The following is a 15,108-nucleotide window of genomic DNA, read 5'->3' on the forward strand; positions in this document are numbered from 1 at the left end:
CGGTCGGCGGCGGGGCCGTCGCCGGGAGGGGCGCTCCCGGCGACGGCCCTGCGGTGTCAGCGCTGCGTGCCCACCGGGCTCGCGGTGAACAGCTCCGGCTCACCCAGCTCGTCGGCCTCGCACCGGACGAGCAGCTCGGTGTAGCCCATCTGGGAGAGGTTGTCGCGGAACAGCCGCATGAAGGCGGCGTACTGCTCGACCAGGGCGGCGCGCGCGTCGGCGGACAGCTCCTCCAGGTGCGGGCGGGCCAGGATGTCCTTGACGAAGCCGTCCACCACGTCGTCGGAGATCCAGTCGAAGGTGTACTTCTCCTGGTGGAAGGGGATGCGCCCGTCGCCGAGGAAGAAGTCGAGCCAGTAGGACTCCTCCAGCGGCTCCACCGTCACCTGGATCGCCTCGGTGACGTCCGCGAGCAGCTTCTCCGACGGCTGCTTGACGTAGTACATCGGGATCGCGGCGATGAAACCACCGGGGCGCACCACGCGGGTGTACTCGGTCAGGGCGCGGTCGCGGTCCGGGATCAGCGAGGTGACGTTGCCGCAGAAGACCAGGTCGAAGGAGTCGTCGGCGTAGCCGGTGGAGGTGGCGTCGTTGACCTCGAAGGTGATGAGGTCGGCGACGCCCAGGCTCTCGGCCCGGCGGCGGGCCTCCTCGATGCTGCGCTCGTTGATGTCGATCGCGGTCACGCGACAGCCGACCAGGCGGGCCAGCTCGATGGCGGTGATCCCGGTGCTGGTGCCGATCTCCAGGACGTGGCTGTCCTTGCTCAGGTGGGCGCGGGTGGCCAGGTGGGAGACGCTCGCGACGCCGCCGGGCGGGCGGTTGGTCTCGCGGACGACGGAGATCAGCTCGTTGTAGTTCATCGCCAGGATGTCGGCGGCGGTGAGGTTGCCCAGGTTCATGGAGGGGTTCCCTACTGGTTCGGTTCGGGTGATGGGTGGGTGGTTCGGGGTAGGGCCAGCAACTGGCTCAGGGGGTGGCCGGAAGGCCGTTGGCGCGCTCCAGGAGCTGCAGGTCGCGGATGTCGCCGTGGCGCAGGACCCACATGAAGAACCGCTCGACGCCCATGCCGAAGCCGCTGGTGCGCAGGGGCTTCGCCTGCTTCATCCGGAGATACCAGTCGTAGTCCTCCTCGGGCACCGCGTGGGCCGCGAGGGCCTTGCGGGCCTGGTCGGCGTCGACGTGCCGCTCGCCGCAGCCGACGACCTCGCCGGGGCCGATCAGCAGGTCGGCGTTGAGGGCCTTGTGGCCCGTCTCGTCCAGCGCCTGGTAGAAGGGGACCGAGAGGTGGTCGGAGTGGGTCAGCCAGACCGCGGGTCCGTACAGCTCCATCAGCCGGCGCTCGCCGGCCCGTGTGATGGTGCGCCACTGGTCGTGGAACTGGAAGTACTCGGGGGCGCCGTCCAGGGCCGCGACGGCGTCGTCGAAGGTGATCCGCGCGCTGGGGCGGGCCAGGAACTCCGTCAGGTGGTCGATGCCGCCGGCGATCCGGCCGACCGGCTCCGCCAGGTCGCGCACCACGGCCGTGGCCAGGTGCCGCACATAGGCGTCGGCGACGTCCATGACGTCCTCAAGGCCGCCGGGGATCTCCGCCTCGCTGTGGAAGAACTGGGCGAGGTGGGTGGGGTCGGTCTCCTCGCCGCGGAAGCTCGGCATCAGGTAGTAACAACCCTCGCCGGCGAGCCGGCAGCCGTACTCCAGCAGGAACTGCATGGAGTCGGCGAGGTAGGTCGGGATGCCGAACAGGTCCACCTGCACCGGCAGCGAGTCGCTGCCGAGTCCCATCGGCGACGAGATGGACGAGGTGGTCACAGGCAGGTGCAGGGCCCGCACACCGCGGTCGCGCCAGAACTGTGCCGTCTCGTAGTTGACGATGTCCTGCAGATCGACGAGCGTCGAGTACAGCGGGTCGTCAAGAATTTTCAGAAATCGCGGAACGCCGGCCGCGGAGTCCGCTCCCAGCGTGCCCTCTTCGACTATCGACACGAATGCACCTCCGATTCGCACGGCTGGTGTCGCCGTCTTCTGCTTCATCCTGCTGGCCCGGCGTCCCCGTTTTGTTCCGTGCCGTTCTCGGTGCTCAGCCGGGCAGCGGAATGCGGAGGGAACCGAGCCACGACTCGACCAGCGGGCGGCTCAGCAACTGCCGCCGGAAGACGGTGCTGCACCGCAGGTCCTCGCCCGAGTCGGAGATCCACAGGCTGACGTCGAACATCGCGTCGGTCAGTTCCGGAACGCCGATCTCGCCCCGCACACCGCCGAGTTCGAAGACGAGCGGGGGGTTACCGGAGATGAAGACCGACCGCCGCTCGTAGGAGAATTCGCCGCTCGTTCCGTCGGCGTTCCCCACCGCGTCCAGCACCGCGTCGTACGGAAGGCCCTGGTGCTGCATCGTCCACAGCACGCCTTCGCGGACCGCCGCGGCCGTCTCGGGCAGACCGGCGGCGCGCGGTACGTCCACGGTGACGGGCAGCACGCTGACGAAATTGCCCAGGACTCCCCTCGCCTGCGGCACGAACCGGCCGGGGAACGGGGAGAAGAAGCTCAGGCCGTCGCCCAGGACGCTCGGCCGCATGGCGTGGAGCACCTTGGCGGTGGCGAGCATGAAGCGGGACACCCGCAGCTCCTCGGCCTCGCGCACGTGCCGCCGGTAGTCCGGCCCGGTCAGGCGGACTGACACCGACTCCCCCTCGGACGTCAACTCCCGCCAGGGCGTGGGTCGTCCGAGGACCATCTCGGGAATGCCGGCGGGCAGCCGGCGGCGCCAGGCCTCGCGCAACTGCGACTCCCCGCCCCCGGCCAGGGCCCGCCGTTCGGCGGCGGCCACCCGTGCGAGGGAGGCGCGGCGCCGGGCGGCGAGGAACCGGCTCTCGTCGCCACCCTCGTACGCCGCGCGCAGGTCGTCGAGGAACTGGGCGTAGGACATGCCGTCGCAGACGGTGTGATCGATCTTGACGACCAGGCCGAAGCCGCCGCCCTCGCGGCGCACGCAGACCACCTTCAGCAGGCGGCCCTCCCGCAGGTCGAAGGGGGTGCGGATCTCGGTGTCCGCGATGTGCCGCGCCGCCGTGCGCAGTTCCTCCCAGCCGGCGGCGCCGAGTTCCACCACGTCAAGCAGCGGTTCCCACGGCGGCTGCGTCCGGTACTGCGGTCCGAGGTCGGCGTGCACCCGGTAGCGGCTGCCGAGCGCCGGGTTGGCGCGGACGGTCCAGCGCAGCGCGCGCTCCAGCCGCGCGGGGTCGGCCGCCGCGCCCGGAAAGGTGAACAGGAAGCAGGTGACGTTCTCGGAGGGGATGGTCCCGTCGGCTCGCTGCTGGTACCGCAGGCCGATGCTCATGCGGTGCGGGACGCTGTGCCAGCCGTCAGGCGGTCCGGGCGTGGCGGCTTGTGTCATCGGGGTCTCCTCGCGGTTCGGTTGCGGTGCCGGGCCCGGCGTCCCGGCGTCGTACGGCGGCCAGCCCCGCGGCATGCAGCAGGGCGGCCACGGCCTGGGCCACCGCCAGCCCGAGGAACACCCCGCGCAGGCCCACCCGGTCGACGGCCGAGCCGGTGACGATCCAGCCCACTCCGGCCCCGGTCAGGGCGAGCGCCATGGCGACGGTGAGGGTCTCGGAGCGCAGCCGGGCCGGTATCCGCAGGGCGCGTACGGCCGCGACGGGGGCGCTGGACACCCCGTTGAGCAGGCCGGCGACCGCCAGGGTGCCGGTGAGCGCGGTCACGCCCAGCGGCAGGAGCAGCGCCCAGAAGGACACGGCGAGCAGCGCCCGGCCGGTCACCGCGAGCACCGGCGCGGACAGGCGGCGCAGCAGCGGTCCCACCAGCAGCGTGCCGAGCAGTGCTCCGCCGGCGAAGCCCGCCGACAGCAGTCCGGCCACGGCGGGCCGGCCGTGGCCGACGGTCAGGGCGATCACCGGGATGGCGGCGAACAGTCCCTGCCAGGCGAATTCGGAGAGGGTCAGTGCCAGGGACCAGGTGGCCAGCAGCGGGTCCGCCAGCAGGGTCCGCAGTCCGGCGGTCAGCGAACGGCCGCCCGTCCGGGGCCGGGTGGCGGCCGGTGGGGCGGGCGGCAGGCGGAGCCCGAGCAGGACGGCCGAGACGGCGAAGCTCGCCGCGTCCAGCACGACGACCGGGGCGGGGCCGAGCCAGCCGACGAGCAGGCCGCCCAGCGCGGGGCCGATCATCAGGCCCAGCCGCATGGCGCTCTGCAGCGCGGCGGCGGCGCGGCTCAGCAGTTCCTCGTCCTCGCCCGTGAGGTCCGGCAGGAGCGCCTGCTGGGCGGCCGCGTACGGGGCGAGCCAGCCGCCCATGGCGAACATCACCAGGGCGGCGGCCGTGACGCTCAGTCCGCCGCAGACGGCGAGGACGGCCAGCAGCGCGACCAGGGTGCCGCGGGCGCAGTCGCCGAGGATCATCACCCGGCGCGGCCCGAGCCGGCCCGCCCACGCGGCGCCGAGCAGCCCGGAGACGACCGTGCCGCCGAGCCCCGCGCCCATCACCAGGCCCATGTCGCCGGGCGAGTGCGTCCGGGTCAGCACCAGCCAGGGGATCGCCACCGTACTGAGCCCGCTGCCGAGGACGGAGACGGACTCGGCGCCGAGCAGGAGCCGCAGTGTCGGGTGCCGCAGGAGCCGGACCGGCGCGGGGGCGGTCGTCACGGCCGGTGCCCGAGCACCCGGTCGGTGAAGTCGCCGAGCCGGGGCCAGTCGAACAGGGTCGCCAGGGGCACCTCGCGGCCGAACCTGCGGGCGACGCTGATCACCAGGCTCTCGGCGAGCAGCGAGTGGCCGCCGAGTTCGAAGAACGAGTCCTGCGGGCCGATCCCGTCGATGCCCAGGACCTCCTGCCAGACCTCGACCATCGCCCGGACCGCCGCCGCGTCCGCGGCCTGGGCGCCGTCCGCCGTCCCGGTGTCCGACGCCGATGCGCCGGCCGCGGCGAGGACGTCGATCAGCGGTGCGTCGGGGTGCTCCGCGATGCTCCAGAGCACGTCCTGGTAGTCGGCGGCCATCGCCGTCAGAAGGGTGGGGCCGAGGGTGCCGGCCGGGTCCTTCCACAGCACGTGGGTGCCGGCGCTGTCCTCGCGGACCATGACGGCGAGGGTGAATCCGGCGCTGCTCTCGATGTCGAGCATGCTCAGGACGGCCTTGGTGTCCGGGCCCACCATCGGCAGCTCCTGCACGTCCAGGCCGTCGCGCAGGCCCGCGTGCCAGAACTGGAACACGCTGCGGTGGGTCAGTTCGCGTGCCTGGGGGCCGACGAGGCCCGCCGCGCGCATGATGGCGGGCAGCGGCAGTTCGCCGTGGCTCATCGCGGCCTTGACCTGGCCGCGGACCTGCTGGAGCAGTTCGGAGTAGGTGTCCGTGGGTGCCATCCGGCAGCGGACCGGGAGCGGGTTGACGAAGTATCCGATCTGCTCGCGGGTCTCCGGCGCGGTCCGGCCGTGGAACGGCAGGAAGGAGAGGATGTCGGCCGCTCCGCTGTAGCGGCGCAGCAGCGCGTAGTACCCGGCGAGCAGTGCCGTCACGTAGGAGACGCCCGCCGTCTTCGCCCGGTGCCGCAGCGCGTCGGAGAGGTCCGCCGGGATGCTCTCGCTCACCATCGTGTACCGCGGCTCGTCGGTCGAGGCCGGCAGCGGCAGGCCCGGTGTGCCGGCGCCCAGTTCGCGCCGCCAGTAGTCCCGGTCGGCGGATCCGGCGTCCGTCTCGGCGAGTTCGACCGAGCGGCGGGCGTGCCGCTCCAGCACGGCGGGGTCGTTGCGTACGGTGACCGGCTCGCCGGCGTAGGCCTGCCGGAGCGCGTCGAGGAGGAGCAGCACGGAGGCGCCGTCGCTCACCAGGTGGTGGGTCACCAGCAGCAGCACCGTCCAGTCCGGCCCGTCGATCAGCTCCACGCGGGCCAGTGGTCCCCGGCGCAGGTCGAACGGGACCTGCCAGGCCCGGCGGACCGCGAGGTCGCGGTCGAGAGCGGTGGCCGAGACGCGGACCGGGATGTCCGGTGCGCCGGACCAGTCGAGGCGGTTGCCGTCCGGGCCGGCCGTCACCCGCGCGCGCAGCTGCGGGAAGGTCTCGCCCAGCACCCCGACGGCCGCGCGCAGCCGGTCCGGGTCGATCGTGCCGTGCACCAGGAGCGGCAGCGGGATGATGTGGGTCAGCTGGTCGGGCGCGAGCTCCCAGGCGACGCGCATGGCCTCCTGCCCGGCGGAGAGCGGGATCGTGTGCGGTGCGGTGTTCATCGGGTCCTCTCAGGCTGGTGGGTCACGCCGGTGCGCCCCTCGGCGAGGGCGCGCCGGTCGGTCTTTCCGGAGGGGCTGCGCGGCAGTTCGGCCATCCGTACGAAGCGGCCGGGGACCATGTGCCGGGGCAGGACCCGGCCGGCCAGTGCGGCGGGTTCGGGCTCGGGCAGCGCCGGATCGGGCACGTAGTAGGCGGTGAGCTGCTTGCCGCCGGCGCGGCTCTCGCCGAGGACCACCGCCAGGTCCCGGATTCCCGGCAGCCGGCGCAGGGCCGCCTCGACTTCGCCGAGTTCGATCCGGAAGCCGTTGATCTTCACCTGGTCGTCCGCCCGCCCGGCGAAGCGCATGCGGCCGTCCCGCACCACGGCCAGGTCACCGGTGCGGTAGTAGCGGCCGGGGCGCCCCGGCAGATCCAGGTGCCGGAAGCGCTCCTCGGTGAGCTGGGAGCGGTTGAGGTAGCCGACGGCGACGCCGGGGCCGCCGATCCAGATCTCGCCGAGGGTGCCGTCCGGGACCGGCCGGTGCCGTTCGTCGAGGAGGAGCAGCTCGCAGCCGTCCAGCGGGGTGCCCAGGTCTCCGACGGCATCGGCCGGGTCGTCCGGCAGCGTCGCGGTGCCGGCGAGCACGGTGGTCTCGGTGGGGCCGTAGCAGCTGACGAACTCGCAGTCGGCGCCCACCAGTTCACGCCACAGCCGTACGTCGGCCGGGTCGATGACCTCGCCGCCCAGGACGACCCGGCGGACGGTGGCGGGCGGCTCGGGCAGTGCTCGCGCGGCCCCGGCCAGGTAGCGGAAGACGGAGGGGACGGCGCCGAGCACCGTGACGCCCTCGCGCACCAGCAGCTCCGCGCAGGCGCGGGGCGAGAGCACCGCCTCGGCCGGCACGACCACCAGCGTCCCCCCGGTGGCCAGCGCGCCCCAGATCTCCAGGACGGAGAAGTCGAAGCAGTACGAGTGGAACAGGGTCCACACGTCGTGTTCGGTGGCCGGATAGCGCGCGCTGAACGCCTCGATCACCGCGACGACGCTGCGCTGGCGGACCTCGACGCCCTTGGGACGCCCGGTGGAGCCGGAGGTGTAGATGACGTACGCCACGGCGTCGCCGCCGTCCTGTCCCGCCGGGAGCGGCGGGAGCGGCGGGAGCGGCGGGTCGGCCTGCGGCCGGGCGGGGTCCAGCCGGTCGACGCGGATCACGTCCAGGCCGGCGCCGAGGGAGCCGGGCAGGTCCTGGTCGGCGAGGACGACGGTGAGGCCGCTGTCCTCGATCATGTACGCGCGCCGCTCGGCCGGGTACGCGGGGTCGAGCGGCACGTAGGCGTGTCCGGCCGCGCAGACCGCGAGGACCGCGACCACGAGGTCGGCGGTGCGGCCGAGGTGGAGTCCGATGCGCCGGCCGGGGCCGGGGCAGCGCTCGCGCAGGACGGCGCTGAGCGCCCGGACCCGGTCGGCGACCTCCGCGTAGGTCAGCCGCCGTTCGGCGTCGGTGACCGCGATCCGGTCGGGCACGCGTTCCGCCTGCCGGGCGAAGATCCGGTGGAGGGGGTAGTCGGACAGGGGGGTGGTCGGCATGGCAGGTCTCACCTCTCGTCACCCGGCCGCGGGATGGGGGTCACAGGCTCAGGCGGACGCGCAGTCGGCGCATCCAGGCATCGACTTGGAGGATCATCTCGACGTCGGCCCGGCCGAACCATCCGCCGCGGTCGATGAGGCGCGGGTCGTCGGTGATCGCGGTGGCGCGGTCCACGTCGAGCAGCGGGCGGACCGGCGCCGAGGAGTCGTCGAGCAGGTCCCGCAGCCGGCCCAGGAGGAAGGACTTGTACCGGTCGTCGTAGGCGGCCGGGTAGGTCGACTTGATCCGGTTCAGCACCGAGGGCGGTACCAGGTCTTTGGCGATCTCCCGCAGTTGGCTCTTGGTCCGGCCCCCGGCGAACTTCCACTCCGGGGGGACGTTGTACATGAAGGAGTAGAGGGAGTGATCGGCGAAAGGGAAGCGCAGGTGGAGCCCCGCCGCGGTGCCGAGCCGCTCGGCGTGCAGCATGGTCTGCTCCAGCAGGCGCCCGGTGGTCAGGTGGTCCAGCTGCCGGACGGCCCGGCGGGCCGGTGAGTCCGTCGGCAGGGTCGGCACCTCGGCCAGCGCGGCCTCGAACACCCGGTCCAGATAGCCGTCCACGTCGACGGAGCGCAGCAGTTCGCCGCTGAACAGGCCGGTGCCGATGCCGTACGGGACGCCGAAGCGGCGGGACTGGTCCAGCCAGGGGAAGGTGCGCAGTTCCTGGAGCGAGTCCAGGTCGCCGTACAGACCGCCGAACATGGTGTCGGCGGCCTCCCCGCACAGCGCCACCGGCACCCGCCCGGCCGCGTGCCGGCTGAGGAGATAGGGCGTGACGTTCTTGTCGCCGAAGGGCGAGGGGTAGTCCTTGGCCGCGAGGACCTCCGCCAGGGTCACCGGATCGCAGACGTCCGCCACCTCGACGAGGGCGTCGTGGTGTTCGCAGTCCCAGAAGCGGACGACGTCCTGGATGAAGGGCAGGTCCGGCACCTTCGCGGTGCGCTGGGCGAACGACACGGTGAAGGTCACGGGCCTGCGCTTGGTGCTGCCGGTCGCAAGACCGGTCAGCAGGCTGGAGTCGAGGCCGCCGGACAGCAGGACGGCGGGCTCGTGGCCGGCGATGTCCCTGGCGACGGAGTCCCGCAGCAGTTCGTCGGCGCGGGCGATCGTCGCCCGCGGGTCCAGGCCGTGTTCGCGGGCCTCCAGCGTCCAGTAGCGGTGCGTCAGGGTGCCGTCCGCGGTGATCCGCACCAGGGCGGCGGGCGGCACCTCGTGTACGCCGCGCAGCGCGCTGTGCCCGGTGCGGCGCAGCTGGGTGACGACGGCGCACACGCCGTCGGGGTCGAGGGCCGGGGAGACCAGCGGATGCCGGGCGAGGACGGCCAGGTCGGAGGCGAAAAGGGCGCCGTCGGCGGTCGGGAACCAGCTCAGCGGCTTGACGCCCATCCGGTCGCGCCCGAGCAGCAGTTCGCCGCGCATCTCGTCCCAGATCGCGAAGGCGTACGCCCCGTCCAGCCGGCCGACCACCGAGGCGCCCCACCGCAGGTACCCGCGCACGATCACCTCGGAGGGCGACGGCGGCGACCCGGCGTCCGTCCCGGTGCCGCCGACGGCCGCCCACAGCTCGGCGGCGTTCTTGAGGTAGCCGTCGCAGACCGCGACCGCGACCGTCCGGCCGTTCTCCCGCGCCGCCGCCGGCCGCGCGGAACCGGTCCATGCCTGGTCGGTGCGCTGGATCAGGGCCGCGTGGGGCCCGGCCCAGCTGTCGGCGGACCGGCGGCCCCGTACGGCGAGGTCGGACGACATCCGGGCGACCGCGGCGTGTTCCGCCGCCAGATCCCGTGCGCGATCGACCCATCCTGCGATGCCTGACATCCGACGCCTCACCTCGGTCGTAACCGCACCTGACGGGCGTCAGGCTAGGTTCGGCGCGTACCGGATCGGCCCCCATCCGGTTTCCGCCCATGGCCGAAGGCGGGTCCGCGGAAGGAACGCGGACAGAATCGGCGGGGGCTACAAATCTCCCGTGCCGTAGCGGCAGCCGGCAGTCGGGCGACGTGGATCAGACGTTGATCGCCCGCTGATCGCCGCCTGCCAGGATCGGCGACGACCAACAGCACTTCACACAAGGGGACTTCATGAACAGCCACGACACGCGTGCACGCTCCTGGGTACGGACCGTGGTGGCCGGTGCCGCCCTGCTCGGCGTGCTGCTCGGCAGCGCGGCCACGGCGGCCTCGACCGCGGGGCAGCACGGCAAGCAGCTCGACGTGGCGTGGAACAGCACCGGTTCCGACGTCCCCCCGCCCGTGCAGTAACCGGGCGGTCCGGCGGCCACCCGGACGCCGGGAGGCTCGGGGGGCGGCTCAGGCGGACTGCTTGTCCTCCGTTCGGGGCCGTCCCTCCAGCAGCGCGGCCGCCTCGGCCGCGTCCGGCAGGCCGAGCCGGGTGAACAGCGCGTGGGCCTGCTGCCAGCGGTCGCGCGCCTCCGGTGCGCGGCCCAGGTCCGTGAGGATCCGGCCCAGGACCATGAGGGCGTTGCCCTGGTCCCGTTCGGCGTCGATCTCCTCGCACTCCGCCAGCGCCCGCTCGGCGTGCGGGAGGGCTCGCGCCGGAGAGCCGGCGGCGCGCAGGCTGTCGGCGAGGCGGTAGCGGGCGTGCGCCGCCCGGTAGCGCAGACCGGCGTTCCCGGCCACGGTCAGGCACTGTTCCAGCCGGGTCACCGCGGCCGGGTAGTCGCCGAGCGCGTGCAGGGCGAGGCCCAGAACGTACATGGCGTACGCCCGGCCCGCCTCGTCCTGCTCGCACGCGGTGCCGTCCAGCACCTGACGGCACATCCGCGCCGCCTCCGCGGCGTCTCCGCCGCGCACCCTGGCCAACGCGGCGTTGACCGTGGTGGCGACCTCCCCGGCCCGGTGGCCGAGGCGGCGGGCGAGCGCGATGGCCTCCTCGAAGTGGCGGACCGCCTCGTCGTAGCGCGAGAGGTACTGCACGATGAGCCCCAGGTCGTTGAGCACCTGGCGCAGGATCACCGCGTCGCCGACCTCACGGCAGGCCGCCACGGCCGCCCGTGCCTGCGTCTCGGCGTCGCCGAGCCGGGTCGCGGCAAGCGCGATGGTGCAGCGCAGGAAGCGCGCCCGGCCCTCCGCCCTGCGGTCCGCGCTGGTCACCGAGGCGTGGATCAACGCATCGGCCGTCGAGGCGAGTTCGGCGTACCGGGCGTCGGCGTCGAACGGGCTGAGCGCGATGAGCAGATCGATGGCGTGCCGCAGCCGTTCGACGCTTCCCGGCGTGCCCGGTGCCGCGGCGTCTTCCGGCGTGCCCGGTGCCGCGGTGCCTCTCGGGCTGCCCGGCGCCGCGGTGCTCCGTGCCACCGTCTCCGCCGCCACCTGGGCGGCGAGCACCCGCGCGCCCTCCGCCTCGGCCCGGACCCACGCCTGCGCCAGGGCGGGACCGCCGAAGGGGGGAACGGTCGCCGCCGGGGAGCCGAAGGCGTCCGCGATGGGGTCGCCCGGCACGGCCTGCTGGAAGGCCTGGCAGGCCGTCGCCAGCAGGAAGGCGAGCAGCCGGTCACCGGCGACCGCCGCCTCCTCGGGCTGCTCGTGCGCCGACTTGCGCCGGGCGAAGGAGCGCAGCAGATCGTGGTACTGGTACCGGCCGGGCACCGTCGACGCGAGCATGCGCGTGTCCACCAGGGATTCGAGGAGATCCTCGGCGGTGGCCTCGTCCACGGCCAGGACCGACGCGGCGGCGGCCACCCCCAGGTCCGCGCAGTCCACGGCGGCGAGCAGCCGGAACGCCATCGCCTGCCGCTCCGTCAGCTGCCGGTAGCCGAGTTCGAAGACGGCTTCCACCGTCAGCTCGCCGATGCGCAGTTCGTCTATGCGGCGCCACTCCACGGCCAGCCGCTCGTTCAGGCTCGCTATCGACCACTGGGGCCGGGCGGCCAGCCGCGCGGCCACGATCCGTACCGCCAGCGGCAGGAAGCCGCACGCCTCGACCAGGCCGAGGGCCGCCGCCCGCTCCGCCCGCACCCGCTCGTCGCCGATGGCCCGGCCCAGCAGACGCACCGCCTCCTCGCTGTCGAAGACGTCGACGTCGGCCTGGACGCTCACCGGCAGCCCCGCCATCCGGGTGCGGCCGGTCACCAGCACACCGCAGCCGGCCGCACCCGGCAGCAGCGGGCGCAGCTGCCGGGCGTCGCGGACGTTGTCCAGCACGATGAGCAGCCGGCGTTCGTCGACCATCGACCGGAACAGGGCCGCGCGGGCCTCCAGATCCTCCGGCAGGGACTCGGCGGTGACCCCCAGCGCGGCGAGAAAGGTGGCCAGCACGACATCGGGCGCGCTCGGCACGTCGTCGCCGCCGTGCAGGTCGGCGTGCAACTGCCCGTCCGGGAAGGCGTTTCGCACCCGGTGGGCCACATGCAGTGCCAGCGCCGTCTTGCCGACACCGCCCATGCCGGCCAGCACCACCATCGCGGGGGTGCGGCGGCCCGGCTCGCACAGGGCCTCGCTGAGCACCGACACCAGTTCCTCGCGCCCGATGAAGTCGGGTTCGCCGGGAGGCAGTTGGGCGGGGCGGGGCAGGGAGCGCGGCGCGGCCGGCTGCTCGGCCGCGGTGGCGGGCCGCGGGCCCTGCGGGTCCGGTGCGGGAGCCGGAGCGCCGTCCGCTGCCTCGTCGTTCGCGCGGGCGGGGTCCCACCAGGCGTTGCGGGCGGGTGACGGCAGCAGCGCCGGGTCCCGCCGCAGGATGCGCCGGTGCAGTTCGGTCAGGTCGGCGCCCGGTTCGACGCCCAGTTCGTCGACGAGTACCTGGCGGGCGCGGCGGAAGACGTCGAGGGCGTCCGCCACCCGGCCCGCCTGGTAGAGCGCGCGCATCAGAAGCCCGTACGGCCGCTCCCGCAGGGGGTGTTCGGCGGTCAGCTCGGTCAGCTCCAGCACGCACTGAGCGGAGTGGCCGAGGTCCAGTTCGTAGGTCAGGCGCTGTTCGAGCAGGGCGATCCGCAGTTCGCCGAGGCGTCGGCGCTGGCGCTCGGCGAACGGGCCGGGGATGCCCGCCAGCGGCTCGCCCTGCCACAGGGCGAGCGCCTCGCAGAGCAGCCGGCGCGCGTGTGCGGGCCGCCCCTCGGCGCCTGCCCGCTCCGCCCGCGCGGCGAGTTCCCCGGCGCACAGCGCGTCGATCGAGTCGTCCGGCACCGCGAGCCGGTACCCGTCCCCGCAGGAGACCAGCACCTCGGGCGCCGTGCCGTCGGCGCCCAGGACCTTCCGCCACCGCCAGGCGTAGGTGCGCACGGTGGACATCGCCCGGACCGGCGGCTCCGCGCCCCACAGTGCCTCGGTCAGCTCGGCGCCGCCCGCGCTGCGCCCCGCTCTGAGCAGCAGTGCGGCCAGCATGGCTTGCTGCTGCGGATACCCGACCGCCAACGCGGTGTCACCCCGGCGCACTTGCAGGGGTCCAAGCACCGAGAAGCGGAGATCCGCCATATGCATGACTCTTTTCCTGTCGCGCTGTCCGTGTCCGGCTTGTCTGCTCGTAGGACAGGGTGTGCCGGCGCGGGTCACACGCCGGCGGACACCGTCTTCACATTCGATCCCACTGCCCAGCAAAGAAGATGCATATTTCACCGAACCCGTTCACGGCGAACCCTAATGGCTGGCGACCGCCGTACCTAGCTCCCCCTGTGCTCGAAGGACAGGGGTGCACCGGCCTCGCGCGGGTCAGTCGCGGGCCGGTACGGAGGCCTCGGAGCCGGCCGGGACGGCGGCGCCGGGCGCCCCGCCGTCGGCGTCCAGCTCTCGCCAGACGGGGAAGACCAGCGGGAAGAGGGTGACGACCAGGTAGCAGCAGCCGAAGGCCGCGAGCACCGCGGTCAGCCCGATCCGGTCGAGCAGCAGACCCGCGGTCAGGGTCCCGACCGGGAGCGCCGCCAGCGCGCCGGCCACCACCAGGCCGAAGACCCGCCCGCGCAGCCCCTCGGGCACCCGCCGGTAGGCGACGGTGGTCATCAGCGGCATCAGCACCCCGGAGCCCAGTCCGCAGACCGCGAGCGCCGGGAGCAGGACGGCCGCGGGCGGGGCCCACGCCAGCAGCAGGAACCTGGGCGGGCCGACCAGGGCGAAGGCGAGGATGAAGGCCGCGCGGCGCGGCAGCCGGTGACCGATCCGCCCGTAGAGGGCGGAGCCGGCCAGGGCGCCGGCGCCCGCGGTGGTCAGCAGGGTGCCGAGCAGGGCACTGCTGTGCAGCACCCGCTGGCCGTACGCGGGATAGAGCACGCTGTTGAGGCCGCCATCCATCGCGTTGGTGAGCAGCAGCATCCCCACCATGGCGCACACCAGGCGGTCCCGGCGCAGCGCGCGGAAGCCGGCCGCCAGACTCGCGAGGTAGCTCTCCGGCCCGGCCGCGCCCGCCCCGGACCCGGCCGGCTTGCCCGGCGCCGGGACCAGCAGGGCGACCAGTACGGCGGAGAGCAGCAGCGCGGAGGCGTCGGCGGTGAGGACGGTGACCGGGCCGGTGGCCGCGATCAGCAGGCCGGCGAGCGGGGCTCCGGCCATGGTGCCCAGGCGGCGGGCGGCCTCGATCGCGCCGGTGCCGCGTTCCACCGGTGTGCCGGACCGGCGCAGCGCGTCGGCGAGCAGCAGTTGCTTCGCGGTGTCCGCCGGGCCGCGGGTCAGCCCGGCCAGCAGGGCGAGGAGCAGCAGCAGCGGGAGGGTGAGGCCGACCGTGAGGTGGGCCAGCGGGATCAGACCGATCGCCACCGCGGTGCAGGCGTCCGCGCCGACGCTCGCGGCGCGGACCGGCAGCCGGTCGACCAGCGGGCCGCCGAAGACCGCCGACAGCAGCAGGCCGATCGTCTCGGCGACGGCCACCGCGGCGGTGTCGGCGCCGCTGCCCGAGCTCTGCAGCACGAACCAGGGCAGGGCCAGGACGGTCACCGCGAGTCCGAGCGAGGAGATCGCGCAGACGCCGACCAGGGTGAGGAAGGGCAGACGGTTGGTCACGGTACCTCCACTGCGGTGCAGCGGGTCGGTGGGAGCGGGGAGTTCGACGCCGGGCCCGCCGCCCTGCCGGGGGCGGCGGGCCCGTCCGGTCGGGGTCAGGCGGTCGCGGCCATCGCGCGGCGCAGGCTGAGCGGGCGCATGTCGGTCCACACCTGCTCGATGTGGTTCAGGCACTGTTCCTTGCTGCCGCGCACGCCCACCTGGTGCCAGCCGGCCGGGATCGGGCGGTTGGCCGCCCAGAGGGAGTACTGCTCCTCGTCGTTGACCAGGACCTGGTACTCGGCGGAATCGGTCATCTGACTGCCTTTCTGGACAGGGGTCGGTACG

Annotated in this window: 11 protein-coding genes; 1 reads left to right on the top strand and 10 read right to left on the bottom strand. The window is 73.8% G+C overall.

Annotated elements, in window-relative coordinates; all coding sequences use genetic code 11:
* Nucleotides 1-56 precede the first annotated feature (56 nt).
* The 7 genes from AC069R_RS02455 to AC069R_RS02485 form a co-directional block, all read right to left on the bottom strand.
* Nucleotides 57-902 (bottom strand): class I SAM-dependent methyltransferase, encoded by an 846-nt coding sequence (locus tag AC069R_RS02455; protein WP_478763829.1) that lies wholly within the window; start codon nt 900-902, stop codon nt 57-59.
* A 67-nt stretch (nt 903-969) separates the two neighbouring features.
* Nucleotides 970-1,986: an amino acid--tRNA ligase-related protein gene (locus tag AC069R_RS02460; protein WP_478763831.1), complete on the bottom strand. Its 1,017-nt coding sequence runs from the start codon at nt 1,984-1,986 to the stop codon at nt 970-972.
* Nucleotides 1,987-2,080: 94 nt separating this feature from the next.
* Nucleotides 2,081-3,394, bottom strand: coding sequence for a condensation domain-containing protein (locus AC069R_RS02465; protein ID WP_478763832.1), 1,314 nt, complete (start codon nt 3,392-3,394; stop codon nt 2,081-2,083).
* The gene (locus tag AC069R_RS02470) at nt 3,363-4,655 is read right to left on the bottom strand and encodes an MFS transporter (protein WP_478763834.1); all 1,293 of its coding nucleotides are present in this window, start codon (nt 4,653-4,655) and stop codon (nt 3,363-3,365) included. The genes AC069R_RS02465 and AC069R_RS02470 overlap by 32 nt, the downstream gene beginning before the upstream one ends.
* The gene (locus AC069R_RS02475; protein ID WP_478763835.1) at nt 4,652-6,232 is read right to left on the bottom strand and encodes a condensation domain-containing protein; all 1,581 of its coding nucleotides are present in this window, start codon (nt 6,230-6,232) and stop codon (nt 4,652-4,654) included. The genes AC069R_RS02470 and AC069R_RS02475 overlap by 4 nt, the downstream gene beginning before the upstream one ends.
* Nucleotides 6,229-7,800, bottom strand: coding sequence for an amino acid adenylation domain-containing protein (locus tag AC069R_RS02480; protein WP_478763837.1), 1,572 nt, complete (start codon nt 7,798-7,800; stop codon nt 6,229-6,231). The genes AC069R_RS02475 and AC069R_RS02480 overlap by 4 nt, the downstream gene beginning before the upstream one ends.
* 40 nt (nt 7,801-7,840) lie before the next feature.
* The gene (locus tag AC069R_RS02485) at nt 7,841-9,655 is read right to left on the bottom strand and encodes an asparagine synthetase B family protein (protein ID WP_478763838.1); all 1,815 of its coding nucleotides are present in this window, start codon (nt 9,653-9,655) and stop codon (nt 7,841-7,843) included.
* Between the two features lie 263 nt (nt 9,656-9,918).
* On the opposite strand from AC069R_RS02485, the gene AC069R_RS02490 reads away from it, so the two are divergent.
* Nucleotides 9,919-10,098, top strand: coding sequence for a hypothetical protein (locus tag AC069R_RS02490; protein WP_478763840.1), 180 nt, complete (start codon nt 9,919-9,921; stop codon nt 10,096-10,098).
* Nucleotides 10,099-10,146: 48 nt separating this feature from the next.
* On the opposite strand, the gene AC069R_RS02495 is transcribed toward AC069R_RS02490, so the two are convergent.
* The 3 genes from AC069R_RS02495 to AC069R_RS02505 all read right to left on the bottom strand — a co-directional run bounded on the left by AC069R_RS02495 (nt 10,147) and on the right by AC069R_RS02505 (nt 15,077).
* The gene (locus AC069R_RS02495) at nt 10,147-13,266 is read right to left on the bottom strand and encodes an AfsR/SARP family transcriptional regulator (protein WP_478763842.1); all 3,120 of its coding nucleotides are present in this window, start codon (nt 13,264-13,266) and stop codon (nt 10,147-10,149) included.
* A gap of 234 nt (nt 13,267-13,500) precedes the next feature.
* Complete coding sequence (locus tag AC069R_RS02500) at nt 13,501-14,781, bottom strand: MFS transporter (RefSeq protein WP_478763844.1); 1,281 nt, start codon at nt 14,779-14,781, stop codon at nt 13,501-13,503.
* Between the two features lie 95 nt (nt 14,782-14,876).
* Complete coding sequence (locus tag AC069R_RS02505; RefSeq protein ID WP_478763846.1) at nt 14,877-15,077, bottom strand: MbtH family protein; 201 nt, start codon at nt 15,075-15,077, stop codon at nt 14,877-14,879.
* Between the last annotated feature and the right edge of the window lie 31 nt (nt 15,078-15,108).

Source organism: Streptomyces sp. NPDC043952 (assembly GCF_056435325.1).

Excerpts from the sequence above, each read along its gene's own strand:
- AC069R_RS02465 (WP_478763832.1), bottom strand. The coding sequence starts at position 3,394 with ATGACACAAGCCGCCACGCCCGGACCGCCTGACGGCTGGCACAGCGTC.
- AC069R_RS02495 (WP_478763842.1), bottom strand. The coding sequence starts at position 13,266 with ATGGCGGATCTCCGCTTCTCGGTGCTTGGACCCCTGCAAGTGCGCCGG.
- AC069R_RS02475 (WP_478763835.1), bottom strand. The coding sequence starts at position 6,232 with ATGAACACCGCACCGCACACGATCCCGCTCTCCGCCGGGCAGGAGGCC.
- AC069R_RS02505 (WP_478763846.1), bottom strand. The coding sequence starts at position 15,077 with ATGACCGATTCCGCCGAGTACCAGGTCCTGGTCAACGACGAGGAGCAG.
- AC069R_RS02480 (WP_478763837.1), bottom strand. The coding sequence starts at position 7,800 with ATGCCGACCACCCCCCTGTCCGACTACCCCCTCCACCGGATCTTCGCC.
- AC069R_RS02485 (WP_478763838.1), bottom strand. The coding sequence starts at position 9,655 with ATGTCAGGCATCGCAGGATGGGTCGATCGCGCACGGGATCTGGCGGCG.
- AC069R_RS02490 (WP_478763840.1), top strand. The coding sequence starts at position 9,919 with ATGAACAGCCACGACACGCGTGCACGCTCCTGGGTACGGACCGTGGTG.
- AC069R_RS02455 (WP_478763829.1), bottom strand. The coding sequence starts at position 902 with ATGAACCTGGGCAACCTCACCGCCGCCGACATCCTGGCGATGAACTAC.